The organism is uncultured Fibrobacter sp., assembly GCF_947166265.1.
Classification (GTDB): Bacteria; Fibrobacterota; Fibrobacteria; order Fibrobacterales; family Fibrobacteraceae; genus Fibrobacter.
Genome location: NZ_CAMVDO010000037.1, coordinates 1 through 26,573, shown reverse-complemented (window position 1 = coordinate 26,573; position 26,573 = coordinate 1). Strand labels below are relative to the sequence as shown.

14 protein-coding genes and 1 pseudogene are annotated in these 26,573 nt (G+C 52.0%); 4 read left to right on the top strand and 11 right to left on the bottom strand.

Annotated elements, in window-relative coordinates:
• Positions 1–164: 164 nt before the first annotated feature.
• Together Q0W37_RS13240 and Q0W37_RS13235 are read right to left on the bottom strand one after the other, a co-directional pair.
• Positions 165–776 carry a hypothetical protein gene (locus Q0W37_RS13240; RefSeq protein WP_297702026.1) on the bottom strand — a complete coding sequence of 204 codons (612 nt, stop codon included), beginning with the start codon at positions 774–776 and terminating at the stop codon, positions 165–167.
• Positions 777–1,400: 624 nt separating this feature from the next.
• Complete coding sequence (locus tag Q0W37_RS13235; protein ID WP_297702025.1) at positions 1,401–1,751, bottom strand: hypothetical protein; 351 nt, start codon at positions 1,749–1,751, stop codon at positions 1,401–1,403.
• Between the two features lie 444 nt (positions 1,752–2,195).
• Between Q0W37_RS13235 and Q0W37_RS13230 the strand changes: the two genes are divergently transcribed.
• Both Q0W37_RS13230 and Q0W37_RS13225 read left to right on the top strand, forming a co-directional pair.
• On the top strand, positions 2,196–2,534 hold the full coding sequence (locus Q0W37_RS13230; protein ID WP_290996114.1) for a type II toxin-antitoxin system RelB/DinJ family antitoxin: 339 nt from the start codon (positions 2,196–2,198) through the stop codon (positions 2,532–2,534).
• Positions 2,531–2,704, top strand: a pseudogene (locus tag Q0W37_RS13225) (putative toxin-antitoxin system toxin component, PIN family); the annotation flags it as partial. The gene Q0W37_RS13230 and the pseudogene Q0W37_RS13225, both read left to right, overlap by 4 nt.
• A 93-nt stretch (positions 2,705–2,797) precedes the next feature.
• On the opposite strand, the gene Q0W37_RS13220 reads toward Q0W37_RS13225, so the two are convergent.
• The 6 genes from Q0W37_RS13220 to Q0W37_RS13195 all read right to left on the bottom strand — a co-directional run bounded on the left by Q0W37_RS13220 (position 2,798) and on the right by Q0W37_RS13195 (position 8,995).
• The gene (locus tag Q0W37_RS13220) at positions 2,798–3,238 is read right to left on the bottom strand and encodes a L,D-transpeptidase family protein (protein ID WP_297702023.1); all 441 of its coding nucleotides are present in this window, start codon (positions 3,236–3,238) and stop codon (positions 2,798–2,800) included.
• Between the two features lie 925 nt (positions 3,239–4,163).
• Positions 4,164–4,766 carry a 3-isopropylmalate dehydratase small subunit 2 gene (locus tag Q0W37_RS13215; RefSeq protein ID WP_072978188.1) on the bottom strand — a complete coding sequence of 201 codons (603 nt, stop codon included), beginning with the start codon at positions 4,764–4,766 and terminating at the stop codon, positions 4,164–4,166.
• 18 nt (positions 4,767–4,784) lie between these two features.
• Positions 4,785–6,194, bottom strand: a complete 1,410-nt coding sequence (gene leuC / locus Q0W37_RS13210) for a 3-isopropylmalate dehydratase large subunit (RefSeq protein WP_297702022.1) — start codon at positions 6,192–6,194, stop codon at positions 4,785–4,787.
• A gap of 190 nt (positions 6,195–6,384) precedes the next feature.
• Positions 6,385–6,834: a hypothetical protein gene (locus tag Q0W37_RS13205; RefSeq protein ID WP_297702021.1), complete on the bottom strand. Its 450-nt coding sequence runs from the start codon at positions 6,832–6,834 to the stop codon at positions 6,385–6,387.
• Positions 6,835–7,039: 205 nt separating this feature from the next.
• Positions 7,040–8,575 (bottom strand): M23 family metallopeptidase, encoded by a 1,536-nt coding sequence (locus tag Q0W37_RS13200; RefSeq protein WP_297702020.1) that lies wholly within the window; start codon positions 8,573–8,575, stop codon positions 7,040–7,042.
• 9 nt (positions 8,576–8,584) lie between these two features.
• Complete coding sequence (locus tag Q0W37_RS13195; RefSeq protein ID WP_297702019.1) at positions 8,585–8,995, bottom strand: hypothetical protein; 411 nt, start codon at positions 8,993–8,995, stop codon at positions 8,585–8,587.
• 380 nt (positions 8,996–9,375) lie between these two features.
• On the opposite strand from Q0W37_RS13195, the gene Q0W37_RS13190 reads away from it, so the two are divergent.
• Both Q0W37_RS13190 and Q0W37_RS13185 read left to right on the top strand, forming a co-directional pair.
• Positions 9,376–16,671 (top strand): tandem-95 repeat protein, encoded by a 7,296-nt coding sequence (locus tag Q0W37_RS13190; protein WP_297702018.1) that lies wholly within the window; start codon positions 9,376–9,378, stop codon positions 16,669–16,671.
• A 228-nt stretch (positions 16,672–16,899) separates the two neighbouring features.
• On the top strand, positions 16,900–19,749 hold the full coding sequence (locus Q0W37_RS13185; protein WP_297702017.1) for a T9SS type A sorting domain-containing protein: 2,850 nt from the start codon (positions 16,900–16,902) through the stop codon (positions 19,747–19,749).
• Positions 19,750–19,886: 137 nt separating this feature from the next.
• Here Q0W37_RS13185 and Q0W37_RS13180 read toward each other — a convergent pair whose 3' ends face one another.
• The 3 genes from Q0W37_RS13180 to Q0W37_RS13170 are packed head-to-tail and all read right to left on the bottom strand — an operon-like array spanning position 19,887 to position 26,363.
• Positions 19,887–21,479 carry an ABC-F family ATP-binding cassette domain-containing protein gene (locus tag Q0W37_RS13180; protein WP_297702016.1) on the bottom strand — a complete coding sequence of 531 codons (1,593 nt, stop codon included), beginning with the start codon at positions 21,477–21,479 and terminating at the stop codon, positions 19,887–19,889.
• Between the two features lie 36 nt (positions 21,480–21,515).
• A complete protein-coding gene (locus Q0W37_RS13175) occupies positions 21,516–21,881 on the bottom strand; it encodes a four helix bundle protein (protein WP_297702015.1) in 366 nt (121 codons plus the stop codon).
• Positions 21,882–21,929: 48 nt separating this feature from the next.
• On the bottom strand, positions 21,930–26,363 hold the full coding sequence (locus tag Q0W37_RS13170) for an acyl-CoA dehydratase activase (protein WP_297702014.1): 4,434 nt from the start codon (positions 26,361–26,363) through the stop codon (positions 21,930–21,932).
• Positions 26,364–26,573: the final 210 nt, after the last annotated feature.

The window sequence follows — 26,573 nt, the reverse complement described above, 5'->3', positions numbered from 1 at the left end:
CTACCAACGCGGGCATTTCCATCGATAGCATCGCCAATTATGCAGAAGTGTACAAGCTCGTGAAACAGCTGCAAGAAGACATCTATACCGACGTGATGTACCCCAACGATCTCCGTCCCAAGGAAAATCACGGGTATAAGTCGAAGTATATGCGCTAAGGCTGTTTACTTAAATAGTCCCAAGCCAAGCCCAATAAAGGCCCTGATGGCGATGACGTCGGCGGCATACATGTTTACGTCGAAGCCGAAATGGATTGTCGCGGAAACATTTCGATAGTCCTCATTGTCGACGGGGCCATTGACGGTGTATTCGTAACGAAATCCCAAGGAATAGAAAAACTGCTCGTGCTTATCGTCCTCAGCCGGGATAGATTCATCCCCGGAACTACCGCTGTAGTGGCATAATTTGACCGTAGGGATAATCCTATGATCCGTATTGTCGAAAACCGGATAGCCGTAACTGAGGTACGGAGCTACACCGCCTGCGGTTTCACCACCCTTGTGGTAGATGTCTTCGTAATGGATGTCGTCCCCTTCGTTTTTTCCGAAGCCGATGCTAAATCCTAAACCGAAGTCCCCTTTTGACGTTGTTGCCTTTGCGGAAATGTCCCCGCCGTAGAACCTGATTTTGTTGAAGGATTCATCAATGGTCGGCATCGCCATGAAGAAAGAAAGGTCCAATGCGAACATTCGACGAGAGGCAAAACGCCCTAACTGAGATCTCCCGTACATTCCCAGATGGTAATCCGTTGCAACGGAGTCGATTTGCCGGTCCATAAGTTGTACGAGTTCCCTACGTTCTTTTTTGGATAAAGAATCCCGCTGCATCCGGTATGTTAGTTGTGAGAGTGCGCTTTGTACCTTATGGCGAATCTTTGGTTTTTGCAGTGCTACTGCTGAATCGATATGCTGCTTTTGCTCAAGGTATATCCAATAATACGATGTATCTGGAAGGATTGAGGATAATTGGTCGATTCCTTCTTCGTCATTGTCTTCAAAAACTTGAAATTGCCCTCGTGAGATGAAAAATCCACTTCCTATGGGCTTTCGTGTATAACAACGTAGCAGGTACCGGCACGACCAATAAAGCAAAACCTCTTGCCGTAGTGAATCCAGCGGTTCTTCGGGGTGTTCCGCATAAAAAAGAATAAGGCTGTCCCGTATGGGGTTAAAAACCGCTTCAAAAGAATATGCGTCTGTTGCAGCGTGTATTAAGGATGAGTCTGGCAGAGAAAAGAGTTTTGTAACGGAATCCGCTATGATTGGCATCGAGTCGACACTTGCTTCGTATGCCTCCGGATCATCACCGTCGTAACCTATTATGCGGGGGGAGTCCGCAAGAACTTGCGCAACTAGAACCAATATGATAAAGAAGGTTGCCTTCATTTACTAAGCCTCTATTCAAAACGGCCATGGCGGAGCATTATCACTTTCTTTGTGGCATTCTTCTGTATAATCGATTTCAATGAAATAAGTAGAGTCTATACCACAATCGTTCACAATGGGAATGAACCGCTGAACTATGTAGTATGTGGAATCCTTGTCAATAGACGCAAAATCATAATCTGGCGGTAAAGATGAATCATAGTCAAAGTGTTCGTGCAAAGTAGATCTTGTTCCTGTGGAATCATAGAAGGCTCTTTCCGTAGAGTAAAAGGTTTCAATCCTGGCAGAAGTTCTTCCTTTACGGACATTGAACGAAACTACGGGGAATATTGTTTTTTTGTCTCCGCAGAAAACTGTTTCTGCCATAAAAAACTTGCCATACTCCCAGTCCGAATCCTTTAAGTCGTCTTCGTGCTCGTAGACGCTTAATCTTCTGAAAGAATCTGCAGAATTTGATTTGGGGTGGATAAGTGTATCTCGAAACAAATGATAGATAGTCCCATCGTTGTATACGGAAATATGAACAGAATCGGAATTTTCGGGTGGCTCTATATCTATTATTAGTCCGCAGCTCTGGTATAAATCCCACTGGCTTGTACAGAAAAAACCGCAGCAGGCCCAACAACAAAGAATCATTACACTAGTGACAAGTGCTTTTCGTTTTATCCGTGTAATCTTTGCAAGTCTCATGGGGTAGAATATAGAAAAATAGGAAACTGCCCTGAATATGAGAATTAAGTGTCAAATAGGTTGCTTTTTGGTGTGTTTTTATGTATATTAGATGTATAATAAAACCTAAAGAGACGTTTTATGTCGCAGACTACATTCAGCATCAGGATGGAATCCGACCTTAAAAAGGAATTTGACGAATTGTGCGAAGAATTCGGCATGTCCATGACGACGGCTATCAATGTCTTCGCTCGTGCGGTCGTGCGTGAACGTCGAATTCCGTTTGAGGTTTCTTCCGCAACTGTTCCGCAGTTTGTGGCAGAACGTCGAACTTTTTATGATGCTTCTGGACGGACAATGGCCGGCAGGATGCTGAATACCATGCAGCAACTTTCCGCCGATGCGGCTCGTGCTGGCGCTTCCGAAATGTCTTTGGACGAAATCAATGCAGAAATCGACGCGGCAAGGAATGGTCGATGAAGCATTATGCTGTAATCGATACGAATGTTCTTGTGTCTGCTTTTCTGAAATGGGATTCTGTTCCAGGTTTCGTTTTGCAGGCTGTATTTGATGGACGTATAGTCCCTGTTTTGAATGAAAAAATTCTTGAGGAATATAGGGTTGTTCTCAACAGACCTAAATTCGGATTTTCGCCTGTAAGAATCGCTGAAACTCCTGTTGTTGTCACGCCCCGGCAGATGCTTGATTTGTTAGGGTAGGGGAACGTCCTAAAACCCGGCATTTTAAGTCTTGATGGTTATCGGCGTGCCGTCCTTGACGGCGGCGTAGATTTCTTCGATTTCGTCGTTGGTGACCGCGATGCAGCCGGCAGTCCAGTCCTTCCACTTGTGCCAAAACTTAAAGAGAAATGCCGGAACCTTGTTCGGGTAGCCGTGAATCATGATGTCGCCGCCGGGTTCGTAGTTGCTAACTTTTGCGGCCTGGATTTGCTCCGCGTTCGGGTACGAAATCTTCAGCGATAAATGAAATTTGCTCTTGGGGTTGTGCCACTCGATGGTGTAGTTGCCCTCGGGCGTCTTGTTGTCACCGGACTTGACCTTCGCACCCACCGGATTCTTGCCCAAAGAAATTCGGTACGTCTTGACAATTTTATCGCCGTTGCGCAAGTGCATTTGGCGCTTCGCCTTTTCTACGAGGATGTTGTCGATGGGTGAGGTGAGCATGGGTTTCGTGAATCCTATCCGCCCTAAAAATATCGTTACTCAAAACAGGTAATTATCACTTTGTTTATGGCATTCTTCTGTATAATCGATTTCAATGAAATAAGTAGAGTCTATACCACAATCGTTCACAATGGGAATGAACCGCTGAACTATGTAGTATGTGGAATCCTTGTCAATAGACGCAAAATCATAATCTGGCGGTAAAGATGAATCATAGTCAAAGTGTTCGTGCAAAGTAGATCTTGTTCCTGTGGAATCATAGTAGGCTCTTTCCGTAGAGTAAAAGGTTTCAATAAAGGCAGAAGCTCTTCCTTTACGTACATTGAACGAAACTACGGGGAATATTGTCTTCTTATTACCGCAAAAAACAGTTTCCGCCATGAAAAATCGGCCGTACTCCCAGTCTGAATCCTTTAAGTCATCAGTGTCCTCGGCTACGCTGAGGCTTCTGAACGAATCTGCAGGATTGGATTTGGGGTGGATAACTTTATCTCGAAACAGGTGATAGATGGACCCATCGTTGTAGACTGAAAGATGAACAGAATCGGAATTTTCGGGTGGATCTATGCGTATTTGTAGCCCGCAGGGTTGGTACAAATCCCACTCACTTGTGCAGAAAAATCCGCAGCAGGCCCAACAACAGAGAATCGTTACACTAACGACAAGTGCCTTTCGTTTCATCCGTGTAATCTTTGCAAGTCTCATGGGGTAGAATATAAAAAAACGTCCAGGCTTTGAACCTGGACGCTTTTGAATTGCTTGTGGATCCTATCGCCGCACCCTTCGACAAGCTCAGGGACCTGCGGCTCCAAAATGACGATTAGAGGTGGATTGCTTCGCTACGCTCGCAATGACGCCTCATACAGACGATTCCGAAAGACATCTCTTGTCTCTCGTCTGTAGGCCCGTAGGGCCGTCCTCTCGTCTACTTAAGGAACTGCATGTACGGCAGCTTGCTGGCGAGTTCCTGCACCTTGTCGGCGTTGGCCATGAGGGCGGAACGTGCGTGCCAGGAACCGTCGAGGAACTGACCGCGCGGGCCGTCGGCAAGCGTGAGCTCGATGGTTTCGTCACCCATCTTGAGCGTGCGGCTTTCGGTGCTCGTGACGAGTTCTTCGCTCGGGTGTGCTTCGATCCAGGCGAGAATCTTGTCTGCAACTTCGTGGCTCACCTTGTAGCAGGGCACGCCGATGGCGACGCAGTTACCGAAGAAGATTTCGGAGTAGCTTTCGGCGATGATGGCGCGGATGCCCCAGCGCTTCAGGGCCTGCGGAGCGTGTTCACGGCTGGAACCGCAACCGAAGTTCTGGTTCGAAACGAGGATGGAGCCGTTCTTGTAGGCCGGATCGCGGAACGGGTGGACCTTGCCCTGAGCGGCGAGGCCAGCGATATCGTCGGCAAAGGCGTTGTCGCCGAGGCCTTCGAACGTGACGCACTTGAGGAAGCGTGCCGGGATGATACGGTCAGTGTCGATGTCGTTGCCGCGTACAGGAACGCCGGAACCTTTAACAATGTCGATAGAATTCATTTTTTAAATCTCCTTGCGTTACTTGATGTACTTGCGGACGTCGGTGACCTTGCCTTCGATGGCGGCGGCGGCCACCATGGCGGGGCTCATGAGGATGGTGCGGCCCGACGGGCTGCCCTGACGGCCCTTGAAGTTACGGTTACTGGAGGAGGCGCTCACCTGGCGACCCTTGAGCTTGTCCGGGTTCATGGCGAGGCAGAGCGAGCAGCCCGCTTCGCGCCATTCGGCACCGGCTTCCTTGAAAATCTTGTCGAGACCGAGAGCTTCGGCTTCCACCTTGATCTTCATGGAACCAGGAACGACCCACATCTTCACGGTCGGGGCGACCTTGTGGCCCTTGATGATTTCGGCGGCGGCCTGCAAGTCGCTGAGGCGGCCGTTGGTGCAGCTACCCACGAAGGCGATGTCGATGGGGCGGCCAATCATCTTGGAACCTTCTTCCCAGCCCATGTATTCATAGGCTTCAGAGATGACCTTCTTTTCGCTGCCTTCGAATTCGCTGATCTTCGGCATGTTGCCGTTGAGCGGAATGGCCTGTGCCGGAGTGATACCCCAGGTGACCATCGGTTCGAGGTTGTCGCAGTTGATTTCGACTTCGTCGTCAAACTGGGCGTCGGCGTCGGTAGCCACAGACTTCCAGTAAGCAACGGCTTCGTCCCACTTGTCAGCCTTCGGGGCGTACGGACGGCCCTTGAGGTATTCAAAAGTCTTTTCGTCGGGGTTGCAGTAACCGACGCGGGCGCCACCTTCGATAGCCATGTTGCAGACCGTCATACGGCCTTCCATGCCCATTTCTTCGATGACCGGACCGGCAAATTCGTAAGCGTAGCCAACGCCACCGTTCACGCCGAGCTTGGCGATGTAGGCAAGGGCAACGTCCTTGGCGGTCACACCCGGCTTGAGCTTGCCGGTGAACTTGATGCGGCGAGTCTTCAAGGGGCTCATGGCGAGCGTCTGGGTGGCCAAAACGTCGGCCACCTGGCTTGTACCGATACCGAACGCGATAGCACCGAATGCACCGTGCGTTGCCGTGTGGGAGTCACCGCAGGCAACGGTCATGCCCGGCTGGGTCACGCCTTCTTCGGGGCCCACGATGTGGATCACGCCCTGTTCGCAGGTGCCGGGGCCAAAGAACTTGATGCCGTTATTCTTGGTGTTGTTTTCGATATGGGAGAACATCTCTTCGGAAATGCCGTCCTGGAGCGGGCGGTTACGTTCCGGGAACGTGGTCGGGATGATGTGGTCGACCGTGGCGAAAGTGCGTTCCGGGAACAGCACCTTCTGGCCTTCTTCGCGGAGCTGCGCAAAAGCCTGCGGGCTCGTGACTTCGTGGCAGAGGTGGAGCCCGATAAAGAGCTGGCACTGGCCGCTCGGGAGCTTAGCTACCGTGTGGCTTTCAAAAATCTTCTGATAGAGTGATTTTCCCATGATTTTGTCTCTTTTTATTCCTTCAGTCATCTAGGCCCTTCGACAGGCTCAGGGACCTTGGCCTCTGGCTTATCGGAGCGATAGAATTCTTCGGGTTGTTTTTATCGTTAAATGCGGGTGTAAATATAGAAAAAAGAACCCGCAGCCGAAACGGCTGCGGGCTTTTCTCTCTCGTAAAATTTGCTGATTTTTAGTACTGTTCGATCTGGGTGTCGAAATGGTACTTTTCGTGGTAGTAGCTGAGCATTTCGCTCGTGCTTCTGAAGGCGCCTGCGCGAATGGCGTTGCGAACTTCGGGATCGTTTCTGGACATTTCGATGATCTTTGCATCTATGTCCTTGAACAGCAACTTGTTAGAGGCCATAGCCACGTGGTTCTGGTTGTAGTCCAAATGATAGCTGCGTTCAAGCATCTGGAAAAGTTCTGCCTGGCATGCGTTTTCAGGCGGATGCTTCTTGGCGACGGGAATGTAGCACTTGTTGATGTAATCCTGCTTGTAAGAGATAATCATTTGGTCGATGGCAGGAATGTTGTGATCTGAATCGTGTGAAGCGATTTCTGCTTTGGGTGTGACGACTCCGGAGCATCCGGTAAGAAGGGCTGCGGTAATGGTTACAAAAGCCAAAACACTGAACTTCATTTGTTTTTTATCCTTTCTTTTTTTGTTGTAGCCAATTCCCTAATTCCAGCAGTAAAGTTATTTAAAACTTTGTTTTTTGGCGAGGGCTCCGATGTAACAATTAACTTACAACAGGCCCGAAAAAACACTTAGAGAACACTTTTTGACGATGTTTGTGATTAGGGTCACTTGCAGGGAGGTGTTGAGCTTTTTTCAACAGGGACGTTTACCGAGTTCGTACAGCATCGGCGGTTGGCTTAAACATGTAGAACCACTGAATCGGGTTGATTACTTTGTACCTAACGTTACCGATGCGCTTGTCTCCGTTCTTGTCGATAAGACCGGTGACTATATGGGCGTGCGGTCCTGTGGTGTGTCCGGTGAGCCCTACTGTTGCAATGGGGTCTCCTGCCATCACTTCCTGTCCGTCCAAATAAAGTAACTGGTCGCAGTGCATGAATATGATGACGTCCTTTTGGCGGACAAGGCCGATGACGATACCTCCGCGTTCGTCGCGTGCGGTCCAGGCCTTGGCGGCAAACGGTGCTAGAATTCTTGCGCCTTGGCGGCTTGCTACGTCTATGCCGTTATGTTGTCTAAAATTTGCGGTTGCCTTCGCGTGGTAGAATTCGGTGAGGTAGGCCACGCTATCCGAAACAACGGTTGTCCAGTATTTCCAGGCGGCACCAATGGAATCGGAGGCCACGTTTCCAATGTAGTCCGGTCTAGAAAACTTTATAATGGTTCCTGCCGGAGGAATATTTTGCTTGTTCTTGTTGTCCCACGAATTCTTGGGGAAACCGTTTTCTTCTAGCGTGATGCCGACGTATTTTCGAATCATCGACTCGTTGGTGATAACGGCGTTGAATCTTCCGATGGCGTAGCGCGCGATTCGCTGCATGGACTCCTTGCCGTCGAAGGTGTATTCAAACGAGGGCGCCACGGAGAGCCTGTCGCGTTCGTGTGAGCGATTACGCGTATTTGACAATACGGGCTCTATCTCGGTGACGAACAGGAACGGAATAATAATGGCTATGATAAGAAGTAGCGGGAAAAATGTCCTGAAAACCTTGGACGATCCGTCAAGCGGATTCTTTTCGAGAATCGAAATCTTGTGCTGCTGCTCTAAGATTTTTGCAAAATCTGCGGGGTTCTTTCTCCAATCGCAATTCCGAATTTCCTTGAAAAAGGAATGGCTGCGCCGAATCGCCCTGTATGCGTGATAGTATTTTTTCCGGTTAGGCTTTTGCGGCAGGAGCCAAAGCAGGTCGGCCTTGTTGAAATGGGGGAGGTCTTCCAGAAAGGCGGAGGCTTCCTCGACGCTCTCTCCGTCTATGACGATGAGCCTGGAAATCAGCTTGGCGTAGTACGCTTCCTGGTCGTTTATGTCTAGCGGGAGAATGGCGACAACTTGGGGAACAGAGGCCTTGATTTGTTGCAGATTGTGGTATAGGGTCCGGAATTGGTCGTCGTTTTGAGGAAAACACCTGGAACCCGTAACAATCCACCCGTTAGGCTCGTTCTGGAGCTTTTCCAGAATGTCGTGGTCTAGCAGGCTTTCGAACAGGTTCTGTGCTGCAATGGGGGCGTTTCCCTTGAATGCGTTTTTGCCCGAAAAATCGACGAGCATAAAACGAGCGCCGGCGTTCATCGCCAGCGCAATATTTTGCAGAGGCTCAAGTGGAATATCAGCGTCGCCGGGGAAAACGAAACTGGTTAACCCACCTTGCCTATACAGGTCTTCTAAGACCTTTTTTTGCATGGCCCCTTATTAAGCCTTCTGAGAGCCGCGGGGATAGGTGAATCCTGCGGGGGGAGCTGCGACGAACTTATCGACCTGGAGGTAGAGTTCTTCTGCAGAAGAGGAGGGGTTGAAGTAGATTTCCTGGTTCTTGTTCTGGGTGCGGCCCTTGAGGGGTTCGCTACGGCGGGAACGGCTCACGATACCGAGCGGAAGCACTTCCAGAAGCGGCAACAGGCCGAAGTAGCGGAACAGGCTGAAATTCTTCTGCCAGGTGGTACGTTCGGCGAGAACGGCAAACGTGCCTTCGAAAATAGACTTGGTCTGGAGCAGTTCGTCGGAAGTCATCGTCACCAGTTCGTGGTTGGTGGGGAAGTTGTTCACGAAGTTGACCATGTCGCCCTTAAGATAATTGGCGTCGCAGAGGAATACGAATTTCATTTTTTACCTAGCTTGTTTTGATGTTTCTTGCAAAGATAGATTTTTGGCAAGTATTTGTCATTTTTGAATTCCCCGAAACGGCTTAATTTCGGAACTTTTTGTTCCGTTTGAATGTAAATTCTTTGTAAATTTTTTTAACACTAAAAGCGTCGTTTGGATGGAATTTTTCTAACTTGTTGATACTCAATAAGTTACGCAAAGTGCGGTAAATTCCGCTAAGGACAAAGTGCGTTTTTTTGCTACATTTTGCCGTTTTTGTGCTTTTTGACGCATAAATTCATTATATTTGACCTCGTAAAATTGCGCTCGGACTACCGGGTGCGGTTCTAGTTTTGTGAAAGCAAAAGGTGTAATTGGAAGAAATTTATGGGAGATCATAAATGAAACGTGAAAACTGGTCTGTAGCAGCCCTCTTGGCGTCTGCCGGATTACTTGCTTCCGTGGGCGTTGCCCAGGAATCTGGCGATGCGGCTCCGGCTGTTGAAAATAACGCACCTTCGGTGATGGGAATTCCGGGTGAATCTATCGACGAAGGCAAAAAATTTGCTCCGATTAAGTTGGACAACTATGTATCCGACGACATGGACAAGCCCAATCAGATTAAATGGTCTGTTTCGGGCAACAAGCAACTCAAGGTATCTATATCTCCCGACCGAATCGCGACGATAGAAATTCCGAACCAGTATTGGAACGGTTCCGAAGATATTACCTTCATGGCAACCGATACGAAGGGTGCCGTAGGTTCTGAAACGGTGAACTTCAACGTCGAATCCGTGAATAACCCGCCCGTGGTGAAGCAGATTCCGGATCAGACGATCGATGAAGGAAAGACCTTCGCTAAGATTAAGCTCGACGATTACGTCTCTGACCCCGACCATCCGAAGAACCAGATTCTTTGGGAATTCGACATTTCCCCGGTGGGGAAGGACCAGGCCGACGGTGACCTGAATGTGGAAATTGACCCGAACCGCGTGGCGACCGTCATTATCCCTGACCAGAACTGGTATGGATCTGCCAAGATTAAGTTTACGGCTACCGATGGTGAATACGCTTCGGATTCCAAGACCGCAAACTTTGTTGTAAAGCCGATCAACGATGCTCCGGTTCTTCAGAAGATTCCGGACCAGACCATCGAAGAAAAGAATGAATTCGAATCCATCAGCCTCACTGATTACGTGGCCGATGTGGATGACGATGTCATGAAGCTCAAGTGGTCCATTTCGGGCAACAAGGACCTGAAGTTCGATATCGACAAGTACGGTTCTGCAAACATCAAGATTCCGAACGAATTCTGGAACGGTTCCGAAACCGTTACATTCACGGTGACCGACCCTGCCGGTGCGTCTGCCAAGACGACCGCCAAGTTCACGGTCAAGTCCATGAACGACGCTCCTGAATTTGTTCAGGAAGTCCAGGATCAGACCATCGACGAAAAGCAGGAGTTCAAGCCTATCGAACTGGATAAGCTGGTTAAGGATCCTGACCACTCTTTCGAACAACTTAAGTGGTCCGTTTCTGGCAACAAGGACCTTGCCGTAAACATTGCCGGCAAGACCGCCACCATCAAGATTCCGAACAAACTCTGGAACGGTTCTGAATCGATCAAGTTCAAGGTCTGTGACCCGGCCGGTGCCTGCGCCGAATCCGAGAACAGCTTTACGGTGAACTCCGTGAACGATGTGCCGCAGTTCGTGAAGCAGATTCCGAACCAGACCATCGACGAAAAGAAGACCTTCGCAAAGATCAAACTCGACGAATTCGTGAAGGATGCCGACCACAAGAATTCCGAACTTTCTTGGGAAGCCGACGTGAAGCACCAGGGCAAGGAACCCCAGTCCGGTACGTTGGCTGTGAATGTGGGCGACGATCACGTTGCTTCGATTGAAATCCCGGAACAGAATTGGAATGGTTCCGCAGTCGTGACCTTTACCGTGTCTGACCCCGAAGGCGCCTCTGTCAAGCAGGCTGTGACCTTCACGGTGAAGTCCATCAACGACCTTCCGGTATTTAAGAAGATTCCTGACCAGGTTGTCGAAGAAAAGAGCGAATTCGCTTCTGTGATGCTCGAAGATTACCTTTCTGATGCCGATCACGATTTCTCCCAGTTGAAGATCGACATTACGGGTAACAAGGATATCAAGGTCAACCTGAATAACAAGACCCGCGAAGTTTCTTTCAAGACCCCGAACGAACTCTGGAATGGTTCCGAAACCATCACCTTTACTGCTGTTGACCCCGACGGTGGCAAGGCTTCTACGCAGATGAAGCTCACGATGAAGTCTATCAACGACCCGCCGGTGATGAAGGATATCGCCGAACAGACCATCAAGGAAAAGGGCGAATTCAAGCCGGTGGAACTCGACAAGTATGTCGAAGACCTCGACCATGCCAAGGAAAAGCTCAAGTGGACCGTGACGGGTAACCGTGAACTCAAGGTGACCATCGACGGTGGCCGCGTGATGAAGGTGGTTCCGCCCTCTCCGCAGTGGAACGGTTCCGAAACGCTCGTCATCAAGGTGACCGACCCCGAAGGCGCAACCGACGAACGCTCCGTTGCTTACACGGTTGAATCGGTGAACGATGTTCCTGAATTTGTGAAGCAGGTTGCTCCGCAGACGATCAAGGAAAAGGGCCAGTTCCAGCCGATCAAGCTCGGCGAAATGGTTCGCGACCTCGACAACAAGCTTTCTGACCTCCAGTTTACGGTTGATGTGAAGTCGACGTCCAAGGGTAACAAGGATGGCGAACTTTCTGTCGAAATTGATGCCCAGCATGTGGCTAACATCAAGATTCCGAGCAAGTACTGGAACGGTGCAGCCGAAATCACCTTCACGGTAACAGACCCCGAAGGTGCGAAGGCTTCTTCTAAGGCTCTGTTCACGGTGCAGTCCGTAAACGACGTGCCGGTGCTCAAGAAGATTCCGGACCAGATGATCGAAGAAAAGCATGAATTTGCCCAGATTAATCTCTCCGAATATGCTTCTGACCCTGACCATGCCTTTAAGGACCTCAAGTGGACGGTTACTGGTAACAAGCAGCTCAAGATCGATATCGACAAGAATGGTGTCGCTACGATTAAGATGCCTGCAAAGAACTGGAACGGTTCTGAAAAGGTGACCTTCACGGTGACGGACCCCGAAGGTGCTTCTGCCAAGTCCGATGCCGTGTTCACGGTGAAGTCTATCAACGATCCTCCGGTCATGAAGGATATCGCGAACCAGACTATCAAGGAAAAGGACGAATTCAAGCCCATTGAACTCGATAAGTTTGCTTCTGACGAAGACCACGACCAGGCTAAGCTCAAGTGGACCGTTTCCGGCAATAAGGACCTCAAGGTCATGATTGACGCAAAGCGCGTGGCAACCATTACGACCCCGAACAAGTTCTGGAACGGCTCCGAAAACATTACCTTCACGGTGACGGACCCCGAAGGCGCTTCTGACAAGCGTACGGTGAAGTTTACGGTGGAATCCGTGAACGACCTTCCTGAATTCGTGAAGCCCATCAAGGACCAGAGCATTCCTGAAAAGCGCGAATTCGCGATTATCAACCTGAACGATATCGTGAAGGATGCCGACCACAAGCAGGATCAGCTTTCCTGGAGCTTTGACGTGAAGCCGGCTAAGGGCGCTCCGAAGGGCTATACTCCGCAGCTCAAGGTGACTGTTGACGGCCAGCGCATGGCGAAGATTGTGATTCCGAGCAAGTACTGGAATGGTTCCGAAGAAATCACCTTCAAGGTGGAAGATCCGGATGGCGGCAAGGCTCACAGCACGGCAACCTTTACGGTGCAGTCCGTGAACGACGCTCCGACCATCGGCAAGATCAACGACCAGGCCATCAAGGAAAAGGAAGAATTCAAGTCGTTCAACCTGAAGCAGCTGGTGAAGGATCCTGACCACGCTTACGACAAGCTCAAGATTGAAGTAACGGGCAACAAGGACCTCAAGGTTTCCATTTCCAAGGACGGCGATGTGTCCATCAAGGCTCCGAACCCGCTTTGGAACGGTTCCGAAAAGATTACCTTCACGGTGACGGACCCCGAAGGCGCTTCTGCCAAGGCTACTGCCGCATTCTCCGTGCAGTCCATCAACGATCCTCCGGTCATGAAGGATATTGCTAGCCAGACCATCAAGGAAAAGGGTAGCTTCAAGTCTATCGCTCTCGACAACCATGTCGAAGACCTCGACCATCCGAAGAACAAGCTCAAGTGGAAGATCGAAGGTGCCAAGGAACTCAAGGTTGCCATGGATGCTAGCCACAACGTGTCCGTGCTTCCGCCGAACCCGAACTGGCATGGTGCCGAAACCATCAAGTTCACGGTGACGGACCCCGAAGGTGCTTCTGACAGCCGCTCTGTGGTCTTCACGGTGGAATCGGTGAACGATGCTCCGCAGTTCGTTCGCGAACTCAAGGACCAGTCCATCGACGAAAAGAAGCAGTTCCAGCAGATCAAGCTTGACGACCTCGTGAAGGACCCGGACCACAAGAATTCCGAACTCAAGTGGACCTTCGACGTGAAGGCGAAGTCTGCCGCCGCTCCTGCCAAGGGCAAGAAGGGCGCTGCTGCTGAACCGACTTCGTCTGCCAAGGATGGCCTGAGTGTCAAGGTGGACAACAACCACGTTGCAACGATCGTGATTCCGAACAAGTACTGGAACGGTGCTGCTGACATTACCTTCACGGTGACTGACCCGGAAGGTGCCAAGGCTTCCAAGACCGCCCATTACGAAGTGCGTTCCATCAACGATGCTCCGGTGATTTCTGCCAGCGCACCGAAGGGTGAAACTATCCGTGAAAACGGTGTGTTCAGGACCATCGACCTTTCTAACCTCGCTACTGACCCGGATCACAAGACCGCTCAGCTGAAGTGGACTGTCTCTGGCAACAAGTTCCTCAAGGTGAATATGCGTAAGGACAACACCGTCCAGATCGCAGTGCCGGATCCGCAGTGGAACGGCAAGGAAACGGTGACCTTCACGGTGACCGACCCGGAAGGCGCTTCTGCCAACCACAAGATGCTCTTCGAAGTGACTCGCGTGAACGACGCTCCGGTCATCGCCAAGAAGATTCCTGACCAGAAGATTAAGGAAAAGGAACTCTTCAAGCAGATCAAGCTCGACGAATACGTGAAGGATCCGGATAACAAGCCGAGCGAACTCAAGTGGACCGTGACGGGCAACAAGCAGCTCAAGGCTGAAATTTCTCCGAGCCGTGTGCTTACCGTTTCTGCTCCGGACAAGAATTTCTGGTGCGCTCCGGAATCCATGGTCCTTATCGTGAAGGACCCGGATGGCGCTGAAACTTCTCAGATGGTGACATTTGAAATCACCTCCGTGAACGACGCTCCGGTGCTCAAGAACATTCCTGACCAGAAGATCAAGGAAAAGGGTACGTTCAAGGAAATCGACCTGAACAAGTTCGTACACGATCCTGACCATAAGCTCTCTGAACTGACTTGGTCTGTGAACGTTTCGAAGGTGAATGCCGCTCCGGCTCCGAAGCCCGCCAAGAAGGCCAAGCCCGCTAAGAAGGGCAAGAAGGGTGCCAAGGAAGAAGCTGCCGAAGAACCTGCTCCGGCTCCGGTGGATGACTTCCAGGTGGAAATCGACAGCAAGAATATTGCTCGCGTGAAGATTGCGAACAAGTACTGGAACGGCGAACGCAACGTGACCTTCACTGTGAAGGACCCCGAAGGCGCTTCCGACTCCAAGACGGTGAGCTTCAAGGTTGAATCCGTGAACGACGCTCCGGAAATCAAGCCGATTGCAATCCAGAGTATCCAGGAAAAGGAACACTTCAAGCCGCTTGATCTTGCTCAGTATATCTCTGACCCGGATCATCCGCTGTCTGCTCTGAAGATTGAAGTGGCTCCGGCTCGCGCCCTCAAGGCCTCTATCAATGCAAAGAAGGAACTCGTCGTTTCTACTCCGGACAAGTTCTGGAGCGGTACCGAAAAGATCAAGATTGACGTGTATGACCCCGAAGGTGCTCGCGCTACCCAGCAGATCACCTACGAAGTGGTGCCTGTGAACGATCCTCCGGTTATCAAGCATATTGCAGGCCAGAAGATCAAGGAAAAGGAACGTTTCGAAATAGTTGACCTCTCCAAGGCCGCCGAAGATCCGGATAACAAGCCCAATGAACTCCACTGGACTGTGACCGGCAATAAGGACCTCAAGGTGGATATCAAGGGTACCCGTGCCCAGGTGCTGACTCCGAACCCGAACTGGTTCGGTAAGGAAACCCTCACTTTCACGGTGAAGGACATTGCCGGTGCCTCCGCTTCTGCTAAGGCTACCTTCGAAGTCACTCCGGTGAACGACCCGCCGACCCTCAAGCCGGTGCAGCCGTTTGTGATCGAAGAAAAGAGAACTTTTGCTCCGGTTGACTTCAGCAAGATGGTGAACGACCCCGATAACTCTCTCGAAGAATTGACCTGGACGCTCGACAACGATGTTCCGAACGTGAAGGGCAAGAAGGGTAAGGGTGGTCCTGCCGTGAAGCATGAGATCAACTTCATGATTAACGAAAAGGGCTTGCTCCAGGCTGAAACTCCGAACCCGTACTGGAACGGTATGGAAACCGTGACGGTGAACGTGTTTGACCCGGCTGGCGAAAAGGCTTCTGTCCAGGTGAAGTTCACGGTGAAGCCGGTGAACGATCCTCCGGTCGTGAAGAAGATTCCTGACCAGGAAACGCTGCAGGGCTCTACTTTCAAGCCGATTAAGCTTGACCAGTATGTTTCTGACCCCGACCACAAGAACACCGAAATCAGGTGGGCTGCAGCCGGTGCAAAGAACCTCGCTGTTCAGATTAACGGAAACCGCGAAGCGATCGTGAAGCCGAAGAAACCGGATTGGTTCGGTGAAGAAACCCTTATCTTTACCGCGAAGGACCCGGCCGGTGCTTCTGACAAGGCCATGGTGAAGTTTACCGTGAAGCATGTGAATGCCGCCCCGATTATGCGCGATATTCCTGACTTTACCATCAAGGAAGACGACAACAACGGTGTCTTGGCGGTAATCAAGCTCGATCAGTTTGCTCGCGACAAGGATCATCGTTTCGATGAACTCAAGTGGTCTTTTACCGGCAACAAGTTCCTCGAAGTGAAGTACGACAAGTACAAGAAGACCGCTACGGTTGCTCAGCCGCACCCGAACTGGAACGGCAAGCCTGAAAAGATTACCTTCACGGTCACGGACCCCGAAGGTGCCAAGGCTTCTAAGACGGCACTGTTCACGGTGATCGCAGTAAACGACGCTCCGGTCGCAACGGCTCAGACCTACATGACACAGGAAGGTGAAGAACTCAAGGTGAGCGCTGCCGAAGGCCTGATGGCCGGTGTGCAGGACCCCGATGGTGAAAAGCCGGTGTCCGTGCAGCTGGTGCAGAAGCCGCGCAACGGTAAGATCAACCTGAACGAACGTGACGGTTCCTTCACCTATATGCCGAACAAGGGCTTCAGTGGCCTTGACGAATTCAGCTTCAAGGTGCGTGATCCGGGTGGACTCGCCTCTCAGGTGACGACCGCCGAAGTGAACGTCTCCTTCAAGATGAAGGATCTCCGCGGTGGCGACACCAAGAAGAAGGCTGAACCGAAGAAGGAAGAGCCGAAGGAAGAAGAAAAGGCCCCGGCCAAGGGTAAGAAGGGCAAGAAGGGCAAACGCCGCTAATCCATAAGTGGCCTCGCTCTGCGAGCTTCTACCAAGAATTTGAGTAAAGCTTAATAAGTGAAAATCCCGCTCTTTGAGCGGGATTTTTGCGTTTTTTGGAGGCTTTGTACCTGGATATGCGCGGGTGTTGAAAGTATCAAAACGGAAATTGGGGGCAGATACGAAAAAAATGGCATTTGAAGAGGGATAAATTTATTTTTGAGGAAAATAAGTGTTTTGGGATTGATTATGAAAAATTTGAAGCATATTGCTTTTTCGATGGTGGCCACGGCGGCACTTTCGCAGGCGGCTACGGCGGAATTTAACTGGAGCAACGTGAGCATGGGCGGGGGCGGATTCGTCTCCGCCGTGATAGCGTCTCCGGTCGACAAGGGACTGTTCTATGCCCGTACCGACGTGGGCGGCGCTTACCGCTGGAATGAATCGACTGCCCGCTGGGAATCGATGATGGACTGGGTCGATGTTTCCGAGCGAGGCCTTTTGGGTATCGAGGCCATTGCCGTTGACCCGCAGGAATCGGGCGTTGTGTATATGGTGGCGGGAACCAGTTACTGGAACAACGGCCGTACGGCGTTCCTCCGCAGTAGCGACAAGGGTGAATCTTGGGATGTCCTTTACACTTGGGACGAAGATGGAACCAAGGGCTCCAAGGTGACGCGCTTTGGCGCTCACGGCAATGGCATGGGCCGCGGAAACGGCGAGGCCCTGGCGATTGACCCGAACGATTCCAAGATAATGTTTTATGGCTCCAAGAATAAGGGGCTCTGGAAATCGACGGATAATGGAACGAATTGGAGCCATGTGGATGCCTGGAAAACCGCTGCAGGGAGCGATACGACTTGGAATGGTTCGGGATTCAGCTTTGTTCAGTTTGCTCCGGGAAGTTCCAAGGTGATGTACGCGGGGTTCCTTCGCGAAGGGACTACAGCCAAGGGAACGTTCGAAAACGTTTTCACCTCGACTGACGGCGGTGCAAGCTGGAAGGCCTTGCCGATTCCGGATTCTCTGCGTCGCACGGCCGGCGGGAGCATTGTGCGCCTGATGCCGCAGCGTGCGGTGATTTCGGGTGATGGCAAGAAGATGACGGTGACCTTTGCCGATGGTGCGGGGCCGCATTCCATGATGTGGGACGAAGGCTGGGGCATGATTTACGACGGCTTTGGTCGTGGCGCGGTGCTGCAACTTGATGTGGCGTCGGCGACTTGGTCCGACGTTTCTCCGGAAAACTTCCTGGACGAAGGCGGCGATGCCAAGTACGACAAGGTGGACGTGAAAGGCATGGTCGACTGCGAAGCCGCAGGCGGCACCGGCAAGACTTGCGAAGAATATTACCCCTACATTGCCCCTTATGGTGGTATTGCTATCAATCCGAAAAATGCAAACGAAATGGTGGTGACGACCGAAGGTTACCGTGGTCCGCAGTTCTGGTACACGGCCACGAGCGATACCAGCGGCAAGTGGAGCGACCAGTGGGGTACTAACATTTACCACACGACCGATGGCGGCAAAACCTGGATTGCAAGCTTCAAGTATTACTGGATGGAAGGCGGTGTGTATCCGACGACCAAGCAGATGGATGCCAATGGAATTGGCTGGATGCATAACGGTTCTATTCACTGGTCCGGTAGCGTTGCCATGGATCCGTTTGACAACAACCGCGTCTTTGTGACTTCGGGTAACGGCATTTTCCGCTGCGACAACCTGAGCGATTATGTGTACAAGGAAGCGGAGAATTCCTGGGAAGAACCGCAGCTCACCATGAACCAGGTGTGGCATTTTTCGGCGCATGGTGTCGAAGAAACGGTGCCCTTTGAAGTGGTGAGCATTCCGGGCGGCCCGATGGTTTCGATTATCGGTGACTACGACGGATTCCGTCACGATGACATCGCAAAATATCCCGCCTTTAGGCACCAGACGAATGTGGGCGGCTCTAATGTATCGCTGGGTACGACGCAGGGCCTTGCTTATGCTCCCAAGAGCGGTAAATTGGCCAAGGTGGCTGACAAGCGCGCCTATGAAGGCCAGTACAATGCAATTCCCATTGCCCCGGTGCAGTATTCGCTTGACTCGGGCAAGACTTGGACTGTCGAGACCTATACAGGGCCTGACGAAAAAGCGGCTAAGGGCACGGTGGCTCTTTCGGCAAAAGGTACTTACACCATCTGGGTTCCGATGGAAGGAACGACCGATGTCTATCGCAATTACAACGGCACGACTTGGGAAAAGGTTTCGGGAATCGATAACACCGCGTATGTGGTGGGCGACCCTGAAAACGACGACGTGTTCTACGCCTATACCAAGGCGGACGGCAAGTTCTACAAGAGTTCCGATGCGGGCGCAAGCTTCAAGGCTGTGAGTACGCCTGGTGAAAGCGCATTCAAGAAGTTCCGTGCCATTCCGGGCTACGAGGGCGACTTGTGGCTGCCTGTCGCTATTCAGGATCCGTCGAATGGTACGCCCGCTAGTGGAAAACTGTTGCATTCAACCGATGGCGGTGCCACTTGGGCTGCGGTTGAAGGTGTCGGTTACTGCGAAGCGGTGGGTTATGGCGCACCCAAGGAAAAGGGCGGCTACCCGGCGATTTATGTGTTCGCAACTGTCGGTAAAGTGACGGGTGTGTTCGGCTCTGACGATAAGGGTAAAACCTGGACTCGCGTCAATGACGACGGTCACGAATACGGCGGCCTTGCCAACGGCGAATTCGTGATGGGCGATATGAATACTTATGGCGTTGTGTACATGAGTACGGCTGGCCGCGGCATCGCTGCCCGCGTACCGAGCGACTGGGAAATGGGTTCGTCAAATTCTGAAGGAACAACGAAGGTTGCGCCTGCCGTGAAAACGGTTGCGAATGCTTCCGTCGGTTATCACCACGGAAATTTGGAATTGACATTGAGTGCGTCGAGCGTACGCGTGAGCGTATTCGATATGAACGGCAAGAAACTTTCTAGCCGCTATTACAGCAGTTCTACATCGGTTCCGCTCAAGGAACTTGTGAAGGCGAAGGGAAGTTACTTTGTTCGCGTCGATAGCGGAACGAAGGTGCTGTTTGCAAATCGCGTGATTGTGACAAAGTAAAATTCCTCGTTTAAATAGGGGGCGTTGCGGGGTGCCCCCGCTCGAGAGGGTAGCGCAATAAAAAAGACGAAAGAATAAATCTTTCGTCTTTTTAAGTCTTTTTTATGAAGCGAGGGGGAGACTTCCCCCCTTTTATATTACTTCTTTTTCTTCTTGGTTTCGAGCCATTCGTCGAAGGTGATGCTGCGGTCGATGACGCCGTTCGGGGTCAGTTCGAGCACGCGGTTCGCGATCGTCTGCACGAATTCGTGGTCCTGGGAGCAGAAGATGATCGGGCCCTGGAAAGCGGTGAGGCCGTTGTTGAGGGCCGTGATGGCTTCCAAGTCGAGGTGGGCGGTCGGTTCATCGAGGAGCAGGCAGTTGGCGTTCGCAAGCATCATCTTAGAGAGCATGCAACGCACCTTTTCACCACCGCTAAGCACGTTTGCACTCTTGAGGGCTTCTTCGCCGGTAAAGAGCATACGGCCGAGGAATCCGCGGATGAACGTTTCGTCCTGTTCCTTGCTGTACTGGCGCAGCCAATCCACGAGGGAAAGGTCCGTACCGAAGTAGGCGTCGTTGTTTTTGGGGAAGTAGCTGTAGCTGATGGTGTTGCCCCACTTGAGCACGCCATCGGGTGCCTTGGTTTCTTCGGCGATGAGCTGGAAGAAGGCGGTCTTGAGCGTGTCGTATTCACCGACGAGGGCCACCTTGTCGCCACTGTTCAGGCTGAAGTCGAAGTTCTTGCAGATGATGCCGTCGCCGCCGTCGATGGTGGCGTTCTTGACTTCTAGCACGATCTTGCCCGGTTCGCGGTCCATCTTGAAGTTGACCCACGGGAACTTACGGCTGGATGCCGGCATTTCTTCGACGGTCATCTTGTCCAAAAGCTTCTTACGGCTGGTGGCCTGCTTGGCCTTGGCGGCGTTAGAGGCGAAGCGGCGGATGAACGCCTTCAATTCTTCAATCTTTTCTTCGGCGCGGCGGTTCTGGTCCTTGCGCTGCTTCTGGGCGAGCTGGCTAGCTGCATACCAGAATTCGTAGTTACCGCCGTAAATGTTGATTTTGCCGTAGTCGATATCGCAAGTGTGGGTGCAGACCGCATTGAGGAAGTGACGGTCGTGGCTCACCACGATCACGATGTTTTCGAAGCGTTCGAGGTAGTCTTCGAGCCAGCCGACGGTTTCCAAATCCAAGTGGTTCGTCGGTTCGTCAAGCAACAGAATATCCGGGTTGCCGAACAGTGCCTGGGCGAGGAGTACGCGCACCTTGAGGCCGGCGTCCAAGTCTGCCATGAGGCTGTAGTGGAATTCTTCGGGAATGCCGAGGCCCTTCAGAAGCACGGCCGCGTTGGAGTCGGCTTCGTAGCCGCCGATTTCGCCGAAGCGGGTTTCGATTTCCATGGCCTGCATGCCCTGTTCTTCGGTCATTTCGGGGAGCGCGTAGAGTTCGTCGCGCTTCTTGCCCAGCTCGTAGAGTTCGGGGAAGCCCATCATGACGGTTTCAAGAACGGTGTTCTGTTCGTAGGCGAAGTGGTCCTGCTTCAGGACGGCGATGCGTTCGCCCGGGTCCTTGGTGACCTCGCCGGTGTTGGGCTCGAGTTCGCCCGAAAGGATTTTCAGGAAGGTGGACTTTCCGGCGCCGTTCGCACCGATGACTCCGTAGCAGTTGCCACGCTTGAAGGAAAGGTTCACTTCCTTGAAGAGGACGCGGCTACCGTATTGAAGACTGACATTAGAAACGTTGAGCATTTAGTTAATTGATGATTGATGATGGATGATTGATGATTAATTGTTGTTAGGAAGAATTTTTGATGTTTTGATTATTTTCGTAATAATCTTGATAATAGATTCATTTTCCTCGTAGATTTCTTTGAATTGGTTTTCTTTAAGGAATGATGTTTCCTTAAGTAATTCTAGCCAATATTCTGTTTCTGAAGCTTCCTTTAAGGCTATGGACATTTTCGAAATGAAATCGGCTTTACTCTGTGCTTGTGTTGCTTCTTTTACATTTGCACCGATACTTGTTCCGCTTCTAAGAACTTGCTTGGATAGAACGTACTCTTTTCTCTCATTGGACAAAAAAAGATAAAGATGGATAATTTGGATGGCGAAGGCTTTTGTTTTTTCGGCAATTAAATTGTCTTTCTTCATAAAGCTTTTCCACCAGAATACAAATTATCCATTATCATTTATCCATTATCAATTGTTATTCGCTTTCTCCAGTTCTCTTGCGTTGATGATGAGCATCTGCAGACGGTTTTCGATGTTTGCAAAGCTGGTATCCGGGTCATAGTCGAGCGAAAGAATCTGCACGTGGGGGCAGCGTTCCTTTACGGCCTTGGTAAGGCCACGGCCAGAGATATGATTTGCAAGGCAGGCGAATGGCTGCAAAATGATGTAGCTGTTCACACCGTGCTGTGCGTTGTACAGGATTTCGCCCGGAATCATCCAGCCTTCGCCGGTATTGTAGGTCGGGTCGATGATGTCGCTGACGTAATCCTTGAGTTCCACGCAGTCTGCATGGTGTTCATAGAGCTTGAACTTGTGCATGGACTTGCGGGCGGTTTCCACGGCATGCGTGTAGACCTTCGCCGTCACGCCGCCTTCGACACGGTCCATAATCGGGTTCGCCGAGAATCCGCGCTTCACCTTTTCGGCACGCACCACTTCGTCCACGCGGAAGAAGTCTGTCATGCCCGGCAGGTAGACTTCCATGCCATTGTTCATCAGGTAGTTTTCGACGAATCCGTTTGCGCTCGGGTGGTAGTTCATCAAGATTTCGCCAAGCACGGCAACGCGCGGCTTGCGGATGCCCTTCTTGCGCTCTTCGGTAATCTCGATGGAGTTGAACGCCTCGATGCACTGTTCAAATATTTCGATCAGCTTGGAGGGGCGCACGAGCTGCGTGGTGGAGAGGTGACCTGCAACAGAAATCACCTTCGGCATCCATTCGTCGTAAATCTTTTGCGTGTCGCCGGCGTTGACTTCGTACGGGCGGACCGCACGGTACATGGTCTCGATGGCATCCATTGTGACCAGGCCCCACAGCATGTGGAGGCGGAAGTCAAGACCGAGCTGGAAGCCCGGATGCATTCCCTTGTAGTCCACGCCAGTCGTAATGATGGTGACGTCCTTGAAGCCCGCTTCGTCAAGTGCCTTACGGGCGAGCACTGCGTATTGCACGGCACGGCAGTTTTCGCAGTTCTTGGCAAGGCACATGGAAACTTCGTTCTGCGGAACTTCGGGGTGGTCGACGAGCCAATGGAGCGCTTCGCCGATGTTCACCTGGCAGGGGAAGCAGATGTCGTTATGCACGTACTTCTTGCCGAGTTCAATGGCCTTACGGTCGGCGACCGGCAGGTATTCGGCGATGAACCCTTCGCGCTTCATGTATTCGCTCGCGAGAACAGAGAAGGCGGGGGAGAGGTTCGGCGTCAAAATACGACGGCGCTTCTTGTCTTCGGCCACAAACGGCGTATGGAACAGCGGTTCGTTGCTTTCGGGCTTGTCGGGCAGGTTTGCTGCACGGCGGGCCTTCACCGTTTCGATAAAGCTCTTGACGCGAATTCCCACGGGGCCGCGGGCATCGCCTTCGTCGAGCTTGAGCATGAGCATTTCCTTGTTGGAATCAAGGTGCAGCATGCGCATCATTTCGTCGGTCAAAATCGAGTCGTGTCCGCAACCGAAACTTACGATCTGTGCAAGTTCGATGTTCGGATCCTTCGCGGCAATCATGGTGGCACCAATCATGCGCAAGTGGAAGGTGTTCTTGATTTCGATACGGGTGTGGCTCGGCACATCCTGGTCGTACACGCCGGGGAGCGATTCGGTGGTAAGCACCGGAATGCCCATGGCGGTAAAGTGGCTTGCGATGTTGTGGTTAATGAGCGTGTCCGCGTGGTAGGGGCGGCCAGCGATCACAACGGCAAAGCTGTTCTTGGCGCGAACATCGTCCAGAATCTTCTGGCCTTCTTCAAGGAGCGTGGTGCGGTAGCTGTTGAGGGCCTTTTCGCCTTCGGTTACGGCCTTGTCCAAAAGCTTCTTGTCGAGCTTCCAGTTTTCGTGGAACCAGTCGATGGTCTGGCTTCTGCGGAGCTTGGCGTTGAACCAGTGGAAAATCGGCTGGTCCATGGGAACGCCGTAATTCTTTTCGGGCTCGTCGGTGTTCTTGCAAACGTTCGGGTAGGCCTGCACCACCGGGCAAACGGACGTTGCCGTGAACTTGGTGTGGTCACTGGGCACTGCAACCATCATCGGGAAGAAAATACGGTCCACCTTCTTTTCAATGAGGCTGAGCACGTGGCCGTGCACAAGCTTTGCCGGGAAGCAAACCGTGTCAGAGGGCACGCTGTGGAGGCCCGCTTCGAACATCTTGTAGTCGCTCTGACGGCTTACCACGACGGTGTAGCCGAGGCTTGTAAAGAAGGCCTTCCAGAACGGGAGAGATGCCCAGAATTCGAGCACGCGCGGAATACCGATGGTCTTGCCGTTGTTCTCCACAAGCTTTGCCGGAGCGTAGTCCTTGACCAAGAGCTGGTTCGTGCGCTTGATCATGTCGGGCACGGCCTGCATCTTCTTGTTGATTTCGGCGATGAGTGCCTTGGTCTTCGGATCGTTCGGGTCGGCGGTGACTTCGCCGCGTTCGCAGCGGTTACCCGTCACGAAGCTCTGGCCGTCGCTAAAGGTCACGATGGTGCGGGAGCAGTGGTTGGTGCAGTACTGGCAGAGCTGACCCGGCTGGTTGTGCCAGCTGAAGGTCTTCATGGCGTCAAGCCCGATAAAGCGGCTCTTGAGTTCCGGTTCGGTCTTGCGCTTTTCTTCCATGAACTTCTTGGTGAGGAGAGCAATACCGATAGCGCCCATTTCGCCCGGGCGTTCCGGACGGATCGGCTTTAAGCCGGTGTACTGTTCGAAGGCGCGGAGAACGGCGTTGTTCTTGAACGTTCCGCCCTGCACCACGACCTTCTTGCCGAGCGTGTTCAGGTTGCGGATACGGATCACCTTCGTGAAAACGTTGTTGATGATGGAGCGGCAGATACCCGCGATAATGTCTTCGGGCTGCTTGCCGTCACGCTGTTCGGTGATGATGGAGCTGTTCATGAACACCGTGCAACGTGAACCCAGCTGAGAGGGGCTCTTCGCGTTGAACGCGAGTTCCGCAATCTTTTCCATCGGGATGCCGAGGCTGCGGGCATAGGTTTCGATAAACGAACCGCAACCGGAAGAGCAGGCCTCGTTCAAAATGATACCCGTGACCACGCCGTCCTGCACGGAGATTGCCTTCATGTCCTGGCCACCGATGTCGAGGATAAAGCTTACGTCGGGGCAAATCTTCTGGGCGGCGTTGGCGTGTGCGACCGTTTCCACCGTGTGGAAGTCTGCATGCACGGCCTTTGCGAAAAGCTGTTCACCGTAACCGGTGGTACCTACGCCCAAGATGTTGAGCTTGCAGCCGTATTCTTCGTAGCGGTCCGAAAGTTCGTTGAGAGCGTTCTTGAGCACCTGCAGCGGTTCGCCGTTGTTGCTTGCGTAGAAACCGTCCACGATGTTTTCGTTCTCGTCCATGAGCACGAACTTCGTGGTGGTGGAACCCGCGTCGATACCCAGATACACGTTGAGCGTGGAGCCCGATACGGGCTGCGGGTAGTGGTTGCCGGCCATCTTGTGTTCTTCGAGGAACATCTTGTATTCGGCTTCGTTCTTGAAGAACAAGTCGGCAGCGGCCTTCGCCTTGTTTTCGGCCTGGCGGGTCTCGTTAAAGTGGATGAGCGCGTCGAGAGAACCTTCCTTGCGGTAGTAGCATTCCTGGTCGGCAAACATGGAACCCAAGGAGAGGGCTGCACCCATGGCCACGAGCACTTCGGAATGTTCCGGCACAATGGCCTGTTCGTCGCTAATACCCAGGCGTTCCTTGAATGCACGGACGAGCGTCGGGTTAAAGGTCAGCGGGCCACCTTCGAAAATTACGGGCGGCTTGATTTCCATACCCTGGGCAAGGCCACCGATGGTCTGCTTGGCAATGGCATGGAAGCTGGAAAGGGCAATGTCTTCCTTGGCGATACCGTTGTTCAGCATCGGCTGGATGTCGGTCTTGGCGAACACGCCGCAACGGCCCGAAATTTCGTAGACCTTTTGACCGCGCTTGGCAAAGCCTTCGAAAGCTTCGGTCTTGATGCGCAAAAGTTCGGCCACCTGGTCGATAAATGCACCCGTACCGCCGGCGCACACACCGTTCATGCGCATGTCCGAGGCGATGAGTTTGCCGGTGGTCTTGTCCTTTTCGAAGAACACCACCTTTGCATCTTGTCCACCGAGTTCGATGGCGACCCTAGATTCTGGGTAAGTCGCACGCACTGCAAGGGCGTTCGCCACCACTTCTTGCACAAAGAAGGCGTGGGTGGCTTCGGCAAACGGCTGACCGCCGCTACCGCAGAAAGCGACCCTGAAATTCTTGTCGGGGAAAAGTCCATGCGCCTCGCGCAGCACTTCGAAAACCTTCTGTGCCTGCATGGCGTTGTGGCGCTGGTAAGTATAATGCAAAAGCTTGTTGGTCTCTGGATCGACGACCGCAATCTTCACGGTGGTGGAACCAACGTCCACGCCGACCCATAAATCGTTCTTCAAATTGCTCATAGTGGGCTCAAAGATAGAAAAATGTAAACTTTTTAAATAGCTTTTTATCGCCTAAAAATGCCGAAAATCAAGAAAATGTAAAAAGGGGAAATTTTCCCGCGCTTGGCGACCATTTTTTTCGCCGAGTCTACCGCTATTCTTTATTGCTATATTTCGCTCTATGAACTACCTTGCGCTTGATTATGGTGAACACCGCGTCGGGGTCGCGTT

Bases quoted from the DNA above. Each gene is read 5' to 3' on its own strand.
- Q0W37_RS13215 (WP_072978188.1), bottom strand. From the start codon at position 4,766: ATGAATTCTATCGACATTGTTAAAGGTTCCGGCGTTCCTGTACGCGGC.
- Q0W37_RS13190 (WP_297702018.1), top strand. From the start codon at position 9,376: ATGAAACGTGAAAACTGGTCTGTAGCAGCCCTCTTGGCGTCTGCCGGA.
- Q0W37_RS13230 (WP_290996114.1), top strand. From the start codon at position 2,196: ATGTCGCAGACTACATTCAGCATCAGGATGGAATCCGACCTTAAAAAG.
- Q0W37_RS13195 (WP_297702019.1), bottom strand. From the start codon at position 8,995: ATGAAATTCGTATTCCTCTGCGACGCCAATTATCTTAAGGGCGACATG.
- Q0W37_RS13175 (WP_297702015.1), bottom strand. From the start codon at position 21,881: ATGAAGAAAGACAATTTAATTGCCGAAAAAACAAAAGCCTTCGCCATC.
- Q0W37_RS13205 (WP_297702021.1), bottom strand. From the start codon at position 6,834: ATGAAGTTCAGTGTTTTGGCTTTTGTAACCATTACCGCAGCCCTTCTT.
- Q0W37_RS13170 (WP_297702014.1), bottom strand. From the start codon at position 26,363: ATGAGCAATTTGAAGAACGATTTATGGGTCGGCGTGGACGTTGGTTCC.
- Q0W37_RS13220 (WP_297702023.1), bottom strand. From the start codon at position 3,238: ATGCTCACCTCACCCATCGACAACATCCTCGTAGAAAAGGCGAAGCGC.
- Q0W37_RS13180 (WP_297702016.1), bottom strand. From the start codon at position 21,479: ATGCTCAACGTTTCTAATGTCAGTCTTCAATACGGTAGCCGCGTCCTC.
- Q0W37_RS13240 (WP_297702026.1), bottom strand. From the start codon at position 776: ATGGACCGGCAAATCGACTCCGTTGCAACGGATTACCATCTGGGAATG.
- Q0W37_RS13200 (WP_297702020.1), bottom strand. From the start codon at position 8,575: ATGCAAAAAAAGGTCTTAGAAGACCTGTATAGGCAAGGTGGGTTAACC.
- leuC (WP_297702022.1), bottom strand. From the start codon at position 6,194: ATGGGAAAATCACTCTATCAGAAGATTTTTGAAAGCCACACGGTAGCT.
- Q0W37_RS13185 (WP_297702017.1), top strand. From the start codon at position 16,900: ATGAAAAATTTGAAGCATATTGCTTTTTCGATGGTGGCCACGGCGGCA.
- Q0W37_RS13235 (WP_297702025.1), bottom strand. From the start codon at position 1,751: ATGGCAGAAACAGTTTTCTGCGGAGACAAAAAAACAATATTCCCCGTA.